Source organism: Pseudophaeobacter leonis, assembly GCF_002087335.1.
Lineage (GTDB): Bacteria > Pseudomonadota > Alphaproteobacteria > Rhodobacterales > Rhodobacteraceae > Pseudophaeobacter > Pseudophaeobacter leonis.
Genome location: NZ_MWVJ01000047.1, coordinates 1 through 18,701 on the forward strand (window position 1 = coordinate 1; position 18,701 = coordinate 18,701).

General features: G+C 61.5%; 11 protein-coding genes and 5 pseudogenes. 13 read left to right on the forward strand and 3 right to left on the reverse strand.

The annotated features are described in order from the left end of the window. On the forward strand, window positions 1–203 hold a 203-nt coding region (locus B4968_RS11520; protein WP_139792772.1), incomplete at its 5' end, for an SDR family oxidoreductase. Between the two features lie 110 nt (window positions 204–313). On the opposite strand, the gene B4968_RS11525 is transcribed toward B4968_RS11520, so the two are convergent. Next, entirely contained in the window at window positions 314–742 is a 429-nt protein-coding gene (locus B4968_RS11525; RefSeq protein WP_083099211.1) for an FKBP-type peptidyl-prolyl cis-trans isomerase, read from the reverse strand. A gap of 243 nt (window positions 743–985) precedes the next feature. On the opposite strand from B4968_RS11525, the gene B4968_RS11530 reads away from it, so the two are divergent. From B4968_RS11530 to B4968_RS11575, 10 genes and pseudogenes are all read left to right on the forward strand, one after another. Further along, window positions 986–1,672, forward strand: a complete 687-nt coding sequence (locus tag B4968_RS11530) for a haloacid dehalogenase type II (RefSeq protein WP_083099213.1) — start codon at window positions 986–988, stop codon at window positions 1,670–1,672. A gap of 14 nt (window positions 1,673–1,686) precedes the next feature. Next, a pseudogene (locus B4968_RS11535) lies at window positions 1,687–2,520 on the forward strand (alpha/beta fold hydrolase). Beyond that, complete coding sequence (locus B4968_RS11540; protein ID WP_083099215.1) at window positions 2,520–3,497, forward strand: threonine ammonia-lyase; 978 nt, start codon at window positions 2,520–2,522, stop codon at window positions 3,495–3,497. The pseudogene B4968_RS11535 and the gene B4968_RS11540 overlap by 1 nt, the downstream one beginning before the upstream one ends. 183 nt (window positions 3,498–3,680) lie before the next feature. Continuing rightward, entirely contained in the window at window positions 3,681–4,472 is a 792-nt protein-coding gene (gene pcaD, locus B4968_RS11545) for a 3-oxoadipate enol-lactonase (RefSeq protein ID WP_083099217.1), read from the forward strand. Beyond that, the gene (locus tag B4968_RS11550; protein ID WP_083099219.1) at window positions 4,465–5,175 is read left to right on the forward strand and encodes an alpha/beta fold hydrolase; all 711 of its coding nucleotides are present in this window, start codon (window positions 4,465–4,467) and stop codon (window positions 5,173–5,175) included. Before pcaD ends, B4968_RS11550 begins: the two co-directional genes overlap by 8 nt. Then, a pseudogene (locus B4968_RS11555) lies at window positions 5,175–6,511 on the forward strand (lyase family protein). Before B4968_RS11550 ends, B4968_RS11555 begins: the two are co-directional and overlap by 1 nt. A 106-nt stretch (window positions 6,512–6,617) precedes the next feature. Further along, window positions 6,618–7,816: pseudogene (locus B4968_RS11560) on the forward strand (TCR/Tet family MFS transporter). A gap of 78 nt (window positions 7,817–7,894) precedes the next feature. Further along, window positions 7,895–8,989, forward strand: coding sequence for a Zn-dependent alcohol dehydrogenase (locus tag B4968_RS11565; protein ID WP_083099220.1), 1,095 nt, complete (start codon window positions 7,895–7,897; stop codon window positions 8,987–8,989). A 65-nt stretch (window positions 8,990–9,054) separates the two neighbouring features. Beyond that, window positions 9,055–10,286 (forward strand): annotated as a pseudogene (locus tag B4968_RS11570) (mandelate racemase/muconate lactonizing enzyme family protein). Between the two features lie 127 nt (window positions 10,287–10,413). After that, entirely contained in the window at window positions 10,414–10,818 is a 405-nt protein-coding gene (locus B4968_RS11575; RefSeq protein WP_420916510.1) for an ArsR/SmtB family transcription factor, read from the forward strand. Between the two features lie 49 nt (window positions 10,819–10,867). Here B4968_RS11575 and B4968_RS11580 read toward each other — a convergent pair whose 3' ends face one another. Beyond that, complete coding sequence (locus B4968_RS11580) at window positions 10,868–13,825, reverse strand: ABC transporter transmembrane domain-containing protein (RefSeq protein WP_083099222.1); 2,958 nt, start codon at window positions 13,823–13,825, stop codon at window positions 10,868–10,870. Window positions 13,826–14,118: 293 nt separating this feature from the next. Here B4968_RS11580 and B4968_RS11585 point away from each other — a divergent pair, with 293 nt between their 5' ends. Beyond that, window positions 14,119–14,511: a DUF3307 domain-containing protein gene (locus B4968_RS11585; protein ID WP_139792774.1), complete on the forward strand. Its 393-nt coding sequence runs from the start codon at window positions 14,119–14,121 to the stop codon at window positions 14,509–14,511. A 97-nt stretch (window positions 14,512–14,608) separates the two neighbouring features. Here B4968_RS11585 and B4968_RS11590 read toward each other — a convergent pair whose 3' ends face one another. Then, window positions 14,609–15,070, reverse strand: coding sequence for an Lrp/AsnC family transcriptional regulator (locus B4968_RS11590; protein ID WP_083099270.1), 462 nt, complete (start codon window positions 15,068–15,070; stop codon window positions 14,609–14,611). Between the two features lie 155 nt (window positions 15,071–15,225). On the opposite strand from B4968_RS11590, the pseudogene B4968_RS11595 reads away from it, so the two are divergent. Beyond that, a pseudogene (locus B4968_RS11595) lies at window positions 15,226–18,647 on the forward strand (indolepyruvate ferredoxin oxidoreductase family protein). Window positions 18,648–18,701: the final 54 nt, after the last annotated feature.

Below are 18,701 nucleotides of genomic sequence, written 5' to 3' on the forward strand. Positions count from 1 at the left end.
CCGGTGCCGCCATTGGCGGTGCCCGCAAGAGCTATAAGCACACGGAACAAAACGCGCCGATGCGCTCAAACGCAACGCTCGAGGCTGTGGGCGGCACCGCTGTCTACCTCGCCTCGGATGCAGGCGCCTGCACCACCGGTGAAATCATCCGCGTCGATGGCGGCTTTCATGTGCTCGGCATGCCGCAGCAAGAGCACCTGTAACAGCAGCATCAGACCAGACAGAGACAAAAAGGGCGCCTCAGCGGGCGCCCTTTTCTATTCGGCTCAGTTTCTGTTCAGCCCAGTTTCTATTCGGCCGAGTGTGCAACGCATTAACCGATCGAGACCAGCTCGATGTCAAAGTTCAGGTCTTTGCCTGCCAGCGGGTGGTTGGCGTCCAGCGTCACGGTAGCCTCTGTGACTTCGACCACGGTGACCGGCAGAACATGGCCTTCGGGGCTTTGCATCTGCAACTGTGTGCCCAGCTCCAGCGGGATGTCATCGGGAATGCCTTCGCGCGGGATCGCCTGACGCGCCTCGGAATTCACCGGGCCATAGGCATCCTCTGCCGCAATCTCGAGGCGCTTTTTGTCGCCAACCTTCATGCCGGGCAAGCCGCCATCCATGCCCGCGATCACCTGACCCGTGCCGACGGTGAACTCCAGTGGGTCACGCCCCTCGGAGCTGTCAAAGACAGAGCCATCCGCCAATGTGCCAGTGTAGTGAATGCGAACGGTATCGCCGCTTTTTACCTCGGTCATGTGAGCTCCAGTTCCGGTACAAATTACAATGGCCGGCACCCTACAGGCCCCAGTGGTAAAGTAAACCCACACCAGGGAGACTAACGGGCTGACCACCGGAGACACACTGTGTCGCGGCCACAGACAAGGTTTTTCAACTGGTGCAAGTCGGTCGGCGCTGATCACAGGGAATTGTATCCATCACAAGTTCGCGCTTTGCGCCTCGGCCAGGCCCATGACAGGATGCACAAAAGGGAGAATTCAATGCCTATCACCACCTGTGTTTTTGATGCCTACGGCACTTTGTTTGATGTTGCCGCCGCAGCCCGCCAGGCCGCAACCGAGCCTGATTTTCCGCAACTGCAGGACAATTGGGCTGCTTTGGCCAATCACTGGCGGCTGAAACAGCTGCAATACACCTGGCTGCGGGCCATAACAGGCGCGCCCTGCGGCTTTTGGCAGGTGACGCAGGACGGGCTGGACTGGGCACTGGAGGCGACCGGGCTGGAGGGCGATGCAAAACTGCGCCAGCGGCTGCTGGATCTCTACTGGGAGCTGCAGGCCTATCCAGAAGTCCCCGCCATGCTGACGGCCTTGAAAAAGGCAGGGCTGCAAACAGCCATCCTGTCCAACGGCTCTCCCGACATGCTGACTGGTGCGGTGCAATCGGCCGGCATCGGCGCGCTGCTGGATGATGTGCTCTCGGTCGAAAGCGTCGGCATTTTCAAGCCCGACTCGCGGGTCTATGACCTGGAAGGCCAGCGCTTTGACTGCCGCAACGACGAGGTGCTGTTTGTCTCCTCCAACGGCTGGGATGCGGCCGGGGCGGCGGGCTATGGCTTTACCACCGCCTGGGTAAATCGCGCTGCTGAACCGGTCGACCGGCTGCCCTGGAAACCGAACCATATTCTGTCGGATCTCACGACCATTCCTGATCTTGCAACAGCCTAAAAGAGCCTTGCTTTATGAGCTATTTCACCACCACTGACGGGCTTTCGCTGTAATACAGCGACACGGGCACCGCGTCTGGCCAGCCGCTGATCTGTCTGGCGGGCCTCACCCGCGACAGTCGCGATTTTCGCTACTTCACCCCGCATGCGCAGCGCTATCGCCTGATCACGCTGGATGCCCGTGGCCGGGGCCAATCTGATTTTGATGATACCTACGAGAACTACAATGTGCTGCGCGAAGCGCAGGATGTGCTGGCGCTGATGGACCACCTTGGTCTGGAGCAACCCGCCATACTGGGCACCTCGCGTGGCGGGTTGGTGGCAATGATGCTGGCTGCCAGCCCCAAATCCCGCCTGTCGGCCGTGATCCTCAACGATGTTGGCCCGGTAATTCCTGCGGATGGCATCAATCGCATCATGCAGTATGTCGGCCGCCGCCCGGCTGCCAAAACCTATGACAAAGCCGCCGAAACCCTCGCCGCCCTGATGGCCCCTGCCTTTGTCGGCGTGCCCGCCCAGCGCTGGCGGGAAGAGGTCGAGGCCTTTTATGACGCCAGCGCGGGCGGCCTGATGCTGCGCTATGACCCGCGGCTGCGCGAGGCCCTGATCGCCCAGGCAGAGGCAGCTCCCACGCCGGATCTCTGGCCGCTGTTTCTGGCGCTTGAGGGCCTGCCTTGCGGTGTCATTCGCGGTGCCAACTCGGATGTGTTGAGCCATGAAACCTATCTGGAAATGCAAAGCCGCCTGCCAGCGCTGCAGGCCGTGGAGCTGGCGGGCCGTGGCCATGTGCCCTTTCTCGATGAGCCCGCAGCGCTTGCCTTGATACACTCTGTTCTGGTGCAAATCTGATGTCTTCTTTTGAAAAAATCCAGGCCGCTGCAAAACGCCTGCAGGGCCATGCCCGCGTCACCCCAATACTGTCCTCTCCCTTTCTGGATGAGATCGCCGGCCGGCGCGTTCTGGTCAAGGCCGAGTGCCTGCAACACACCGGATCGTTCAAGTTTCGCGGCGGCTGGGCGGCTGTCTCAGCCCTGAGTGACGCGGAGCGCAAAAAGGGTGTCATCGCCTATTCCAGCGGCAACCATGCCCAGGGGGTCGCCGCCGCCGCCAAGGCGCATGGGGTTCAGGCCGTCATCCTGATGCCAGCGGATGCGCCGCAGCTAAAAATTGCAAACACCCGCGCGCTTGGCGCTGAGGTGGTGCTCTATGACCGCGCCGGCGGCGAGAACCGTGATGCAATTGGCCATCAGTTGGCAGCGGATCGTGGCCTCATCCTGATCAAACCGTATGACGAGCCGGAAGTGATTGCAGGCCAGGGCACCACCGGGCTTGAAATCGCCAAACAGGCCGCCGCCGACGGGGTGACGCAGGCCGACGTTCTGGTCTGTTGCGGTGGCGGCGGTCTCACCAGTGGCGTGGCGCTGGCGCTTGAAGGCGTAGCCCCGGGCCTGCGGGTCCGCCCGGTAGAGCCTGAGGGCTTTGACGATGTGGCCCGCTCGCTACAAAGCGGCGAGATCCAGAGCAATGCGGAAATCTCCGGCTCGATCTGTGACGCCATCCTGACGCCGGCCCCCGGTCAGCTCACCTTTCCGGTACTGAAACGGCTCTGCGGGCCGGGGATTGTTGTCAGCGAAGACGAGGCCCTGCGCGCCATGGCCCTGGCCTTTTTGCGCCTGAAGATCGTGGTCGAGCCAGGCGGCGCAGTTGCGCTGGCAGCGGCTTTGTTCCACCCGGAAGAATTCAAAGGCCAGGCGGTTATTGCGCTGGCCACCGGTGGCAATGTTTACGCCGCCCTCTACCAGCAGGCTCTGCTCCGCTACGCCTAAAGCCACAGGCCCCTGTTGGTCCGGCTGAAACACGCAGGTCGCGCCTCCACTCTGGTCTGGGCCACTCTGGTCTGGGCCACTCTGTCGCATCAACGCCGCCAAGCAAAGTTTGCGCCAAAGCAGGCTTTACCCCGGCGCCGTACCCCGCGTAGATTGCGCCCAACACAGACCGGAGAAGACCACATGCAGATCGCAGACCTGGGCGATGTCCAGCTTCACTACCGCATTGATGGCGACCCCAATGGGAACCCCATTGTTTTTGCCAACTCCCTTGGCACCGATCTCAGGGTCTGGGACGATGTGGTGGCGCGGCTGCCTGCGGGGCTGAAGATAGTGCGCTATGACAAGAGGGGGCATGGGTTGTCCTCCTGTCCGCCTGCGCCCTATTCCATGGGCGCGCTGGTGCGCGACGCAGAACGGCTGCTGGATCATCTGAACCTGCGCGACTGCGTCTTTGTCGGGCTGTCCATTGGTGGCATGATCGCACAGGGGCTGGCGGGCAAACGCCTTGATCTGGTGCGCGCGCTGGTGCTGTCCAATACTGCCGCAAAGATCGGCACCGCCGAGATGTGGCAAGAGCGGGTCAAAGCGGTCCAGGACCACGGCATTGAACCTATGGCAGACACGGTGATGGAGCGTTGGTTCGCCCGCGATTTTCAGGCAAAACCAGAGCTGCAGCTCTGGCGCAATATGCTGGTTCAGCAGTCGCGCGCGGGCTATGCCGGCTGTTGCGCCGCCATTGCCGGGACCGATTTTTACACCCCCACCAGTGGGTTGCGCCTGCCCTGCCTGGGCATTGCCGGCTCCGAAGACGGTGCGACCCCGCCCGATCTGGTGCGCGAGACCGTGGATCTCATTCCCGGCAGCCAGTTCCACCTGATCCAGCGCGCCGGACACATCCCTTGCGTTGAACAACCCGGTGAATATGCCGCACGCCTCAGCCAGTTTCTGCGAGAGATAGGCCACAATGACTGATTTCCTTTTGATCCATGGCTCCTGCCACGGAGCCTGGTGCTGGCGCGACGTGATCCCTGCTCTTGAGGCGCGCGGTCACAGCGCCCGTGCCATTGATCTGCCCGGCCACAATGACGGCCGCGATCTTGCCACTGTTACCCTGCAGGAAACTGCCGAAGCGATTCTTGCCGCTTCAACGCCAGAGACCGTGGTGCTGGGGCATTCCTGGGCCGGCTATCCCATGTCTGCCACCGCCGAGATCGATCCCTCTGCGCTGCGCGGACTGATCTACCTCTGTGCCTATGTGCCGACCTCTGGCCAGTCGCTGATCGACATGCGCAAGGCCGGCCCGCGCCAGACTATTGGCGCGGCAGCGATCAAAAACCCTGATGGCGCCAGCTATACAATTGATCCTGCTGAGGCACCGCGCCTATTCTATCACGACTGCCCAGCCGAGGCCGTGGCCTATGCGCTACCCCGGCTCTGTGCGCAGGCCATTTTGCCGCAGGATACCCCGCTGACGCTTGGCAAAAACTGGCAGGATACGGCAAAGGCCTATATTCGCTGCACCCAGGATCAGACCATTCCGCCGGAATATCAGGCCGCAATGGTCACCAACTGGCCGCAAGGCTCCGTGCACGACATGCACTGCTCCCACTCGCCCTTTTTCGCCGACCCGGAAGGTCTGGCGGATCTGGTCGGGCACATCGCAAAGGACTTCTGATGGCGGCTTGCGTCTTTGACAGCCAGATCTATGGCGACCTCTTTACCTCTGGCGATGTGGGTCGCCTGTTCACCGATACGGCCGAGACCCGCGCCATGCTGCTGGTCGAAGGCGCGCTTGCCCGTGCCCAGGGGGCAGCCGGGGTCATCCCGACTGAGAGCGCTGCCGCCATTGGGCGGGCCGTGATGGAAGTGGCGCTGGACCCGGCCTCGATCCGCAAGGCTACCGGGCAAAACGGCGTGCCGGTTCCGGGGCTCGTCGCCGCCTTTCGCGCCGAGATGAACGCGCCGGAACATGCGCAGTATGTGCATTGGGGCGCCACCTCGCAGGACATCATGGACAGCGCGCTGATGCTGCGGCTGCGCCAGGCGCTGGCACTGATCGAGGATGACTTGCACCTGACGCTGGCCTCTCTGGGCAAACTGGCACAGACGCATGCCGCCCTGCCCATGCCCGCGCGCACCTATGGCCAGCACGCCACGCCCACCAGTTTTGGCGCAGTGGTCGACGCCTGGGGCGCGCCGATGCTTGACCTTCTGGCCGAGTTGCCCGCCCTGCGCAAAAACTGCCTGCTGATCTCATTGTCAGGTGCTGCCGGCACCGCAGGCGCCCTGGGGCCGCAGCCGCCACTGTGCGCGCCGGGATGGCCGAGGCTCTGGGTCTTAGTGATCCTGAGCGCAGCTGGCACAGCGACCGCACACCGCTCTTGCGACTGATGGAGTGGATGGTGCGGGTCAATCTGGTGTTGGGCAAACTGGGCGAAGACTGTATCGCGCTGGTGCAGACCGGTATTGGCGAGATTTCTCTTGGCGGTGCCGGCGCGTCTTCCACCATGCCGCAAGAACAGAACCCGGTTGCCCCCTCGGCCCTGGTGGCACTGGCGCGGCAGGGCACCGGGCTGTTGTCGATCCTGCATGGCAGTGCGCTGCAACAGCATCAGCGTGACGGGGCCGCCTGGTTCAGCGAATGGCTTTGCCTGCCGCAGATCGTGCTGGGCGCCGCCAGTGCTGCGCGCACCGGTCGCGACCTTTGCGCCGGGATCAGCCCCAATGCGCCTGCCATGACGGCAGCTCTTGCCTCGGGTCTGGACATGATCCATGCCGAGGCTCTCAGCTTTGCCCTGGCGGCAGTGATGCCGCGCCCCGAGGCGCAGGCCCAGGTCAAAACACTCTGTCGTGAGGCGGGCGACACAGGTCAGCCTTTGCGCCAACTGGTGGCGCGCGACTACCCGCAGATCGATGGGGATGCGCTGTTTGATCCCGCAGCTCAGCTCGGCGCTGCCCCGGCGGAAGCCTTGCGTTTTTGCGAGAAAGTCGCGGAACTGGTGTCCGAGTGAACTGACCCCGATGTGACTGACCCCAATGTGACCCCGTTGTGATCCTGGCGCGCCTGCAGACGCGTCGCGCCGGGGTTACTTCTCCCCGCCAGCAAGGACGACATTGATGCGCCTGCCATTGTTTTTTGTCCTCACCACCGTGATGATTGATGCCATGGGCATTGGCCTGATCATGCCGATCATGCCGAACCTGCTGCTTGAGGTGCAGGGTGGCAGCCTTGCGGATGCGGCGATCTGGGGCGGCATTCTCAGCACTGCCTTTGCGGTGATGCAATTCCTGTTCAGCCCGGTGCTTGGCTCCCTGTCGGATGCGCTGGGACGCCGTCCGGTGCTGCTGGTGTCTTTGTTCGTGATGACGCTGGATTATCTGGTCATGGCGCTGGCGGGCTCTCTTTGGTTGCTGCTGGTGGGACGCCTGATTGGAGGCATCACCGCCGCGACCCATGCCACCGCAGGCGCCTATATTGCCGATATCTCCAGGCCTGCGGAAAAGGCCGCCAACTTTGGCCTGCTTGGGGCCGCCTTTGGGGCTGGCTTTGTACTGGGGCCGCTCATGGGCGGGCTGCTGGGAGAGCTGGGCACCCGGGCGCCGTTTTATGCCGCCGCCGTTCTGGCCGGGCTGAACTTTGCCTTTGGCTGGTTCGTGATGCGCGAGACCGTGACGGACGAGACCCGCCGCGCCTTTGACTGGCGCGCGCCAATCCGCTGGGGGCCTTTCGTGCCATGGCGCGTATTCCTGGCATCACGGGGCTGCTCTGGGTCTATTTTCTTTATTCCGTTGCCATCTATGTCTACCCGGCGATCTGGTCCTATTTCACTGCCGAACAATTTGGCTGGCAGCCGCAGATGATTGGGATCTCGCTGGCGATCTATGGCATCTCCATGGCGCTCGTGCAGGGGGGGCTGCTGCGCTATATGGTCCGCTGGGTTGGCGAGCGCAGCACGGTGATCTGGGGGCTGGGATTTGACTTTGTTGCATTTGGCATTCTGGCCTTTATCACAAGCGGCAACCTGGCGCTGGCGCTGATCCCGATTGCAGCGCTCGGTGCGGTGGTGCAGCCTGCGTTGCAGGGGTTGATGTCGCGGGCCGTAGCCGACAATCAACAGGGCGAACTGCAGGGTGTCATGACAGCGGCGCATGCGCTGTCGATGGTTATCTCGCCTCTGATGATGACGGCCACCTTTGCCGTTTTCTCGGACAGAGACACTGCCTATTACCTGCCCGGAGCGCCCTTTCTGCTGGCCTTGGTGCTGATGGTAATCGGCACAGCTGTTTTTCTGCGCAGCCGCTCTTCCGTGACGTAAAAACGACGCGGGGCTGACGGTTTCCAGCTTGCAGCGAGTTTTGCTGCGGGCCACCGTGCATCAAACAGGGAGAATACCATGCAAACCATAAAAGCCGCCGTCTGCCATGCCTTTGGCGAACCCTTGGTCATCGAAGAGGTGCAACTGGCGGCCCCGCGCATGGGCGAAGTCGAAGTCACGCTGGACGCGGTGGCGATCTGCCATAGCGACATATCTTTTGCAGAGGGTGCCTGGGGCGGGTTTCTTCCCGCAGTCTACGGCCATGAGGCTGCAGGAATCATCTCTCACCTCGGTGACGGTGTCAGCGGTTTTGCCGTAGGCGACAGCGTTGTTGTCACCCTGATCCGGTCCTGCGGCAACTGCCCCAGCTGCGCAGGCGGCAAGCCCACGATCTGCGAAACCCCTTATGACCCCATCAACGACGGCCCCCTGAAAACCGCTGACGGCGGTGCTCTGATGCAGGCGATGACCTGTGGTGCCTTTGCCGAAAAGGTGGTGGTCGACCAGCGCCAGATCGTGAAAATCCCAGACACCCTCAGCAAAGAGGCCGCCTCGCTGATCTCTTGCGGTGTGATCACCGGCGTTGGGGCTGCGGTAAATGCCGGGCAGCTGCGGGCCGGGCAGGATGTGGTGGTGATTGGCGCCGGCGGCGTGGGCCTGAACGCCATTCAGGGCGCCCGCATTGCAGGCGCGCGCCGCATCGTTGCTGTCGACATGAGTGAAGAAAAGCTGGAAATCGCCAAAGAGTTTGGCGCCACCCACGGCGTGCTCGGCACGCTGAAATCCCCCTGGACAGCCGCCTTCAAGGCGCTTGGCGGCAAAGGCGCTGATCTGGTTCTGGTCACCGTCGGCGCCATACCCGCCTACGAGCAGGCGCTGCGCTACTTGGGGTATGGCGGCAAGGTCGTGATGATCGGCATGCCGCACTCTGGACAGAAAGCCACCTATGAGCCGGTCATCATGGCCGCTGTGGGCCAGGGTATGATCGGCTCTAAAATGGGCGATGTGGTCATTCAGCGTGACATTCCCTGGATGGTGGATCTCTATCAGCAGGGCCGTCTGAAACTGGACGAGCTGATTTCCGGGCGCTGGAGCCTGGAGCAGATCAATGAGGCCATTGCCGACACCAAGACGGGCAGCGCCAAACGCAATGTCATCCTGTTCAACCGCTAGGCAGACCCCAAGGGGCCGCCCTCTCTGCGGGGGAGGCCCCAATACTATTGACCGAGGACCACGCCATGAGACTGCAAGATCTTGAGATCATCGTCACCGCCCCGCCCGCGCCGGGCTGGGGTGGGCGGTATTGGATCCTGGTCAAAGTGACCACCGACACTGGCATCACGGGCTGGGGCGAATGCTACGCGTCAACCATCGGCCCCGAGGCCATGAAGCCGGTGATTGAGGATGTTTTTGCCCGCCACATGGCAGGCGAGAACCCCGAAAACATCGAGATGATGTTCCGCCGGGTCTATTCCTCGGGCTTTACCCAGCGCCCCGACCTCACCGTCATGGGTGCCTTTTCGGGGCTAGAGATCGCCTGCTGGGACATCCTTGGCAAAGACCGCGACCGGCCAGTGCATGCCCTGATCGGTGGCCGGCTGAATGACCGCATTCGCGCCTACACCTATCTCTACCCGCTGCCGCATCACGACATAAATGAGTTCGGGACCTCCCCGGAGCTGGCCGCGGAATCCGCCGTCGAGATGGTGCGCCAGGGCTATACGGCGGTGAAATTCGACCCGGCCGGGCCCTATACTTTGCGCGGGGGCCATATGCCCGCGATGCAAGATATCTCGCTCTCGGTCGATTTCTGCAAAGCAATTCGCGGCGACATTGGCGACAAGGCGGATCTTTTGTTTGCACCCATGGCCAGTTTACAACCGGCGGCGCCATTCGCCTGGGCCAAGCGCTGGAACCCTATGCGCCGCTCTGGTTCGAAGAACCCACGCCCCCCGACAATATCGAGGACATGGCCCGGGTGGCCCGCAACGTCCGTATCCCGGTGGCCACCGGCGAGCGCCTGACCACCAAGGCTGAGTTTGCCGCCGTGTTGCGCAGTGGCGCTGCAGAAATCCTGCAGCCCGCTTTGGGACGCGCCGGTGGTATCTGGGAGATGAAAAAGGTCGCAGCCCTCGCCGAAGTGTTCAACGCGCAGCTGGCGCCGCATCTTTATGCCGGGCCGGTGGAATGGGCCGCCAATATCCAGCTGGCGACCTCAATTCCCAATATCCTGATGGCAGAATGCATCGAGACCCCGTTCCATGACGCGCTGATCAAAGGCAGCCTCAAGGTCGAGGCGGGCTTTATCACGCCCCCCGAGACCCCCGGTCTTGGGATCACGGTCGATGAAGCTCTTGCCAGGGCGCATCCTTTTACGGGCTCTGATCTGCACCTGAACATGCGCGAAGCCCCCTGTGACTATCAAAACGGCAATAATTTCGCCGGAGGGGCGCCGCCGCTCGAAGGCTGATCTCTTGGTCGCAACAGGCGAACAGGTGCAACAAGCGGACAAGGGGGGGCTCACAACAAGGGGGGCTGTCTTACCTTACGAAAATAGGGCAATATAGCGGTATCAATCACCGCAGGATGTTGGACACGTGACCCTCCAGACCCCCGAACCCCTCGACGAGACGCCCACTGCCCCAGAGACAGCTGTGGGCGACGCAGGCACGCAGCCGGAAGCCCCAGTGAATATGGCAGAGCGCGCCGCCGAGGCCGCCGCTTTTCTCAAGACTCTGGCCCATGAAGGCCGCCTGATGATTCTGTGCCATTTGGGCACGGGAGAAAAATCAGTCGGCGCGCTGGAGGCTTTGCTGGACATGCGTCAGGCTGCTGTCAGCCAGATGCTGGCGCGTTTGCGCGACGAAGGCCTGGTGCAGACCCGTCGCGACGGCAAGACCATTTACTATTCTCTCAAGAACCCCAATACCGAAGAAATCATTGCCCTGCTGTACCGCCAGTTCTGCAGCCCGGACGAAGCAGGCCCGACTAAACAGGCCTGACTAAACAGGCCTGACTACACAGCTGCCTGTGCAGCAAACTGCACACTGATCAGTTTGCAACATAGCCCGCAACCACCTGCAGCAGCTTGAAGGCCGTATTGGCGTCGTTCTCCACCACGGCAAGGAATTCCTCTTCCCCGATCCGCAGACAGGACAGCTCGGTCTCGGCCACCATGCTGAGCGCGCGGGGCTCTCTTCGGATCAGACCCAGCTCTCCAACCAGATGGCCGGGGCCGACCGAGGTGATCTTGCGGTCCTCTTTACCCGGTTGCGGCAGGAACAGACCCGCCTCACCTGAAATGATCATGTAGACACCATCGCTGGCCGCATCGTCCTTCAGGAACACCACATCCCCCGCCTCGGCACTGTACCAGCGCGCCCCAAAGGCCAAAAGCCGCAGCTGTCGCCGGTTCAGGCCCGAGAACAATTCAGTCTGATCAAGTGCGCGCAATTTGCGCGCCAGATCCTGGCTGGCAGCGCTGTCCTCGACGATTTCCTGATGTGGCACATCACTGACCAGCCGCCCCTGACGCATCTCGTAAAAGACATCAAAAACATCCGCCCGCTCAAAGCCGGAATCGAGATACACTAGCGTTGTTTCGGGCAAAAGCCGCCGCAGGTTTTTGTGCACTGCGATTCTGGTGTCGAGATCATAGCTGGTCAGGGCCGCATCCAGCAGCAGGATATCCGGGCGCTTGATCGTCGCGCGCGCAAAGGCCAGAGGTTCGGCATAGCTGGCCGGCAGCCCCTGCCCGCCCAGTGCAATGGGCAGATCAAAGATCAGCTCCACAACCATATCGCGGGCGCCGTTTTCAACCAGCACATCTGAAATAAGCCGTCGCAGCTCATCCCCACGGGCGCCGGAACTGTCGGAGATCTTGCCGAAAAGCGCGTTTTCCAAAACCGTCAGACCCGGCGCGAATTGACCCTCATCAAGGCGCACGAAAATATCCGAGAGCGTCTCCATCAGCTCATCCGCGTGGCTTTTGCGGAAGGCGAGGATACGTGCTTTCATATCGTCCGTGAAGGCCGGGCCGATCTGGTCTGCCGAGATGCTGAAGGGCACGATCATCAGCTGTGCCAGCTCATGCCGTTCCAGCGCCACCGCCCCCTTGGCACGGGTCTTGTCGACCAAAGCCGAGGCGCGCTCATAGGCTTTGGTATCAAGGCCCAGTTTACGAAACAGCGGGTGATCCGTGCCGTCCAGGCCAAAGATCTGGCGCAGAATATCCACCACGTCCCGGGTCAGGCTGACCAGATCGTCGTCCAGTTTCAGCTCGCGCAGCCGGTCAAGGAACTCCACGTGCCGCTGCAGCGCTTCCTCGGTTATCGGCTCACTCAGCGTGGCATAGAGCAGGTTTTCGGCTACCGGCAGCGCCGGATTATAGACATCCGGTGCCAGCCCGTGCACCTGCCCGGCCAGACCGGCTTCGGCCACGGCGGCGCGCACTTTGGGACGCATATCGACCAGACACTGGGCCAAACGCGGGTGCCCCAGAGGATCAAATTTTTGTTCCATCCCACGGCGGAACAAGGCGCTGTCGGTGCCAATGCCCGCCAGCAGCTGCACCCACCAGTCGCGCAACTCATGCTCACTGGCAAAGCCCGCCAGTTCCGGATTCAGCCATGGCGCATCAAAGGGATCGGCGCTGTTGCCGGCCAATTGCGCCGCCTGAAATTGCTTTTGATCCAGGGCAGTGCCCCTGGGCCGGTGCAGCATCGGCATCATGACATTCTCGCCAAACGAGCCCTGAAACAGCACAGGCCGCGAGGTTACATGCCCTATGCGCAACGCCAGAACGGCCTGATGCAGCTCGCGCATATCCCGCCCCGAAACCGTCACCTGGCCTGTGGCGGGCAGCACCTCGCGGGTCCGGAGCGCTGCCAGGCCACCCCGATCTTCCTCTGAGGGCGCCGCAATGCCCATGACCTTTCCGGCCGGAAGGGTGGCATTCAGCTCTTCCAGCACCAGATTGCCATCGGCATCGCGCACATTGACACCGTCAAGAACCACATCGCCATTGAGACGCGGAATGTCTCCCGGCTCGCCCGACATCAACTCTTCGCGGACCATGCCAGGTGGTGCGAACCGTTCAAGGATCACATCCCAGCGCAGCGACATATCCTGTGTCTGGTTGTAATAGGCCAAAAGCTCTTTCCAGGGCGAGGCCAGATCTTTATAGGCCGCCAGAGCCGCCACCAGAGCGCCAAGCGAGACATCGCCCTGCAGCACAAGGTAGCCGCCAACGGCATAAAAGAAAAACGGTGTCAGATTGGTGATGAAGTTATTGAGGAACTTCATGAAGAATTTTTTCTGATAGATCTCAAAGCGGATGTCATAGAGCCGCCCCAGCCGATCCGTAATGGCGGCCATCCGGTAGCGCCAGCCGCCATTGATACGCAGGGTTGCAGCCCCGGCGGCACTCTCGCCGATCTCTGAAGCCAGTGCCCGCACCTCGTGGATACGGGTCTTGTTCAGCAGGTTGATCTGGCGTTGCAGCATTGGAATGAGCCAGCCCTGCAACGGGATCAGGGCCACAGCCGCCAGCCCAAACCAGGGGCTTTGGGTAAACAGGAAGAACAGAATCGTCAGCATCTGGCCGGCCTGCAGCACCGGCTGGCTGACCGCATCGCCCATCAGGCCGCCCATCGGCTCGCTCTCGGAGGTGATCATCGAGACCAGCTCGCCCTGGCTGACGCGTTCAAAATAGGGCTGGGGAAAGCGCAGCACCCGGGTGATCAACTTGTAGCGGAACCGCCGCAGCATGCGCTCGGCCAGCACCCCCTTCATGGTGTTGATGCGCATCTTCAACAGCCCATGGACCAGCACCGAAATCAGAAAACCGGCACAGAGAATCCACAGATAATCAAGCTTCTCAAAGCTATAGCCCAGGATTTCGATCCGGTCGCTCGCCGCGCCAATCGCATCGTTGATGATCCGTTTTGGCAGCTCCAGCGTCAGATACAATAGCGGGAAAAGACAGGTCGTGACCGCCAGCAGGAGCACTTGGTCGCGTTTGGAATATTTCCAGATGAAGCGGAACAGGGACGTTTCTATGGGACAGCTCCGGTTTGGCTGCAGCAAAAATTATTCTCTATGCCTAACGCGGATTACCCCCGGCAGGCAATGGCAGACGGGCGACAGGCAGATAGCAGGCGGGCAAAGGTCTATAGCCAGACGGATCCGTACAGGTGTGACCCAGGTCACTGTCCCGTTACGGCACCTGTGCTACGCAGTATTTGCCAGTCACAAAAAAAGCCCTATGGTTTCAGAGCAGCAAATTGTCACAGGGGAATGCTTTGCTAGGAATAGTCGGATCAGTACTGCTGTTGCTCTGCCTGTTGCAGATCAAACATCTTTTTGCTGATTTCTTTTTGCAAACCCACAAGATGCTGTCCGGCCGCAATGTATATCTTCACTCCGGACGGGCGCAGCATGCCGGGGTCCATGCGCTTGGCTCGGTTGTCGCTTTTGTCATTATGGGTGCACCCGTTGGCTTTATTCTGGCGATCTGCCTTGCGGAATGGGTGGTGCATTTCCACATCGACTACGGCAAGGCGCAGTATACCGAAAAGAGGCACCTGAACCCGCAGCAAGCGGTTTTCTGGCGTGCCATGGGCACCGACCAGTGCCTGCATCAGCTCACCTATATTGCGATGACTGCGGTCTGGGTCAAATGCGCCATCGGCTAGCCCCGGCTGTCGCGATGTAGTCGCATATCTGCACGACGCATTTTACGGCCTATTAGGGCACCACGGGTCAGGCGAAGACTGGCTAGGCCACCACTATTTAAGCCACGACTGGGCGATCGCGCTTGATGGTGCGCAGCACGACATTGGTCTGGGCACTGGCAACCGCAGGCAGACGGAACAAAAACCCCTCCAGAAACCGGTTGTAGGCCTCCAGATCCGGAGCCAGCACGCGCAGGTGATAATCCGCCTGACCGGTGGTCGCATAGCACTCCTGCACCAGCGGGCTCAACTCAACCGCGCGAATGAATTCGGCCAGTTTTTCCGGATCATGGCGCGTCAGATGCACATGCACGATGGCCTGAAACCCCAGCCCCATCGCCGGGGCGCTCACCACCGCACCATAGCGCTCGATCACGCCGGTCTCTTCCAGCACCCGCACCCGACGCCACAGCGCCGAGGCGGACATGCCAACCGTCTCTGCCAGCTCCGCATTCGAGATGCGAGAATCTTCCTGCAACAGCCGCAAAATGTGTCGGTCCCGGTCGTCCAGTTGATGCATGTCGCGAAATTCATCCAATTTGGGGTTGCTTTTTGGCTAATATAACCAAATCATCTGCCAAAACCAGCAATTCAGACAGATCTTTTCGGCAAAGCCGGAATATCCTGCCACAAACAGGCAGGCCCGCGCCCACTTTCCGTAAGGACGACCCCAAAATGACCAAGCTGAGCCACGATTTTCGCAGCTACAAACTTGAAGACCGCTACGCCATGGAGACGGGACGGGTGTTTCTCACCGGTACCCAGGCGCTGGCCCGGCTGATGCTGGATCAGGCCCGCCGTGACCGCACAGCCGGGCTCAACACTGCCGGGTTTGTCTCGGGCTACCGCGGCTCCCCCCTGGGCGCGGTGGATCTAGAATTCTGGCGCTCCCGCCAGCGCATGCAAGACAACGGCATAAAATTCATGCCCGCCGTCAACGAAGACCTTGGCGCCACCGCCGTTCTGGGCGCGCAGCAGGCCATTCTGGATCCCCATTGCGAGGTCGAGGGCGTCTTTTCCATGTGGTACGGCAAAGGCCCCGGCGTTGACCGCTCGGGTGATGCGCTGAAACACGGCAATGCCTATGGCTCGTCCGCCAAGGGCGGCGTGCTGGTGGTGGCAGGCGATGACCACGGCTGCGTCAGCTTCTCCATGCCGCACCAGTCAGACGTCGCCTTTTGTCCTGGTTCATGCCGGTGCTGAACCCGGCAGATGTCTCAGAGTTCCTGACCTATGGCGAATACGGCTTTGCCCTGTCGCGCTATTCCGGCACCTGGGTTGGCTTCAAGGCGGTGTCGGAAACGGTTGAGAGCGCGCGCTCGATCAACCTGCAGCCGGACCGTGATTTCAGCTATCCAGAGCTGCCCGCCTATCCGGGCGGGCTGCACATCCGCCGCGCCGACCTGCCCTCTCCCGAGATCGAGACCCGCATTCGCGCCAAGATCAAAGCGGTGCGCGCCTTTGACGAGGCCAACCCGATTGACCGGCGCATCTATGACGTCGAGGCGGCCAAATTTGGCTTTGTTACCACGGGCAAGGGCCATCTCGACCTGATGGAGGCCCTGCGGCTGCTGGGTCTGGACGAGGTCACCTGCCGCCGTCTGGGCATCGACATCTACAAGGTTGGCATGGTCTGGCCGCTGGCCCGTCCCGAGGCGCTGCGCTTTATGGGCGGCAAGGACGAAGTGCTGGTGGTTGAGGAAAAACGCGGCATCATTGAAAGCCAGCTCAAAGAATATTTCTACGACTGGCCCGGCACCAAGCCGAAAATGATGGTCGGCAAATACGACAGTGAGGGCGAGCCACTGATCCCCTGGACCGTAGAGCTGAGCCCCCTGATGCTGGTGCCGATTGTGCCCGCGCGTCTGGACGGGTTTTTCCCTGCTGAATCCCTGCCCGCCAAGGCCGCCGCCCTGCTGGCCCAACCACCAAAGCTGATCAATGTGCCCGGCGCCAATCGCACCCCCTATTTCTGCTCGGGCTGCCCGCATAACACCTCGACCAAATTGCCCGAGGGCAGCGAGGCCAAGTCCGGCATCGGCTGCCATGTGATGGCCAGCTGGATGGACCGCAACACCTCTGGTTATGCGCAGATGGGCGGCGAAGGTGTCACCTGGACGGCGGCCTCGCAGTTCAACGGCGGCAAACACGTCTTTCAGAACCTTGGTGAGGGCACCTGGTATCACTCGGGCTCGCTCGCCATCCGGCAGGCGGTGGCAGCACGGACTAATATTACCTACAAGATCCTCTATAACGACGCCGTCGCCATGACCGGCGGCCAACCCGTGGATGGCCCCGTCCGCGTGACCGGCATTGCCCAGACCTGCCGCGCCGAGGGCGTAGAGCGCATTGCGCTGGTCTCGGATGACATAGACAAGTTCAGCCGCGCCGACTTCCCTGTGGGCACCACCTTTCATGACCGTGCTGAGATGGATCTGGTCCAGCGTGAGCTGCGTGACATCAAAGGCGTGACCATCCTGATCTACGAGCAGACCTGCGCCACCGAGAAGCGCCGCCGTCGCAAGCGCGGCACGCTGGAAGATCCCAAGAAATTCGCCTTCATCAACGATCTGGTCTGCGAAGGCTGCGGCGACTGCTCGGTTGAGAGCAACTGTCTGAGCGTGGAACCAAAGGAGACCGTCTTTGGCCGCAAGCGCAAGATCAACCTCTCCAGCTGCAACAAGGACTTTTCCTGCCTGAACGGTTTTTGCCCCAGCTTTGTCACCATTGAGGGCGGCGCGCGGCGCAAAAAGCGGCCCGCCGGGCTGGATCGTGCGGCGCTGCTGGCGCAGCTGCCTGCCCCCGATCTGCCCAGCCTGGACAAACCCTTTGATCTGTTGGTCACAGGCGTCGGCGGTACTGGCGTTGTCACCGTGGGCGCGCTGATCACCATGGCGGCGCATCTTGAGGGCAAGGGGTCCAGCGTGCTGGACTTTACCGGGTTTGCGCAAAAATTCGGCACTGGTCTTAGTTACATTCGCCTGTCAAACGCGCCCGAACACCTGAACCAGGTGCGCATTGATCAGGCCGCCGCCGATGCGGTGATCGGCTGTGACGTGGTGGTGAGCTCAGCCCCCAAGGCCTCGGCGCATTATCGCGCCGGTACCAAGATAGTGCTGAACCGCGCCGAGATGCCCACCGGCGATCTGGTGCTGCGCCGCGATGCCGATCTGATGGCCGGTGTGCGCGAACAACAGATTGCCGCTGCCGTTGGCCCCGAAAACCTTGCGGGCTTTAACGCCAACGAAGCCGCCGAGGCCCTGCTGGGCGATGCGGTTCTGGCCAATGTCATGATGCTGGGGTTTGCCTGGCAAAAGGGGCTGGTACCGGTCAGCGGCATGGCTCTGGATCAGGCGATTGAGCTCAACGGGGTTGCGATTGAGAAAAACCATCTTGCCCTGGTAATTGGCCGCGCCATGGCTGTTGACCCTGCCCTGGTGTCACAGTTTTACACCGAGGCCGAGGAGACTGAGGAAACTCTGGAGCAGATGATCGAGCACCGCGCCGCCTTCCTTGCCGGCTATCAGGATGCGGATTACGCCCTTCGCTACACCGAAACCCTGGGGAAATTCCGCAGCCTGCTGCCCGTTGACAGCTGCGACGCGCTGACCGTGGCGGCGGCAAAATCCCTGTTCAAACTGATGGCCTACAAGGATGAGTTTGAGGTGGCCCGGCTGATGACCGGCGACCACTTCAAGGATCAGATTGATCAGGAGTTCGAAGGGGATTTTCGTGTCAATTATCATAGGGCCCCTCCCGTGTTGGCGCGCAAAAAGGATGCCCGCGGACGGCCCGTCAAAATGGCGTTCGGCCCCTGGCTGCGTCCGGCGCTTTCGCTGCTGACGCGCGGCAAACGCCTGCGCGGCAGTCGCTTCAACCCCTTTGGCTATCACGAAGAAGCCCGCCTGCACCGCAGCCTGCTGGCCTGGTTTGAGGCGGCGCTCACAACGGTTTCCACCCACTACAGCAGCGAAAAGCACAGCTCCTGCCTGCAGATCCTGAACGCACCGATGGAGATCCGCGGCTATGGCCCCGTACGACTGGACGCCGCCAAGAAACATCAAGCCAGCGCTGAACGCCTGCTCAAAACCCTCTGACACAGAAAATGGCCCCGCATGGGGCCATTTTTATCTGACTTTCGTCACAAGGCG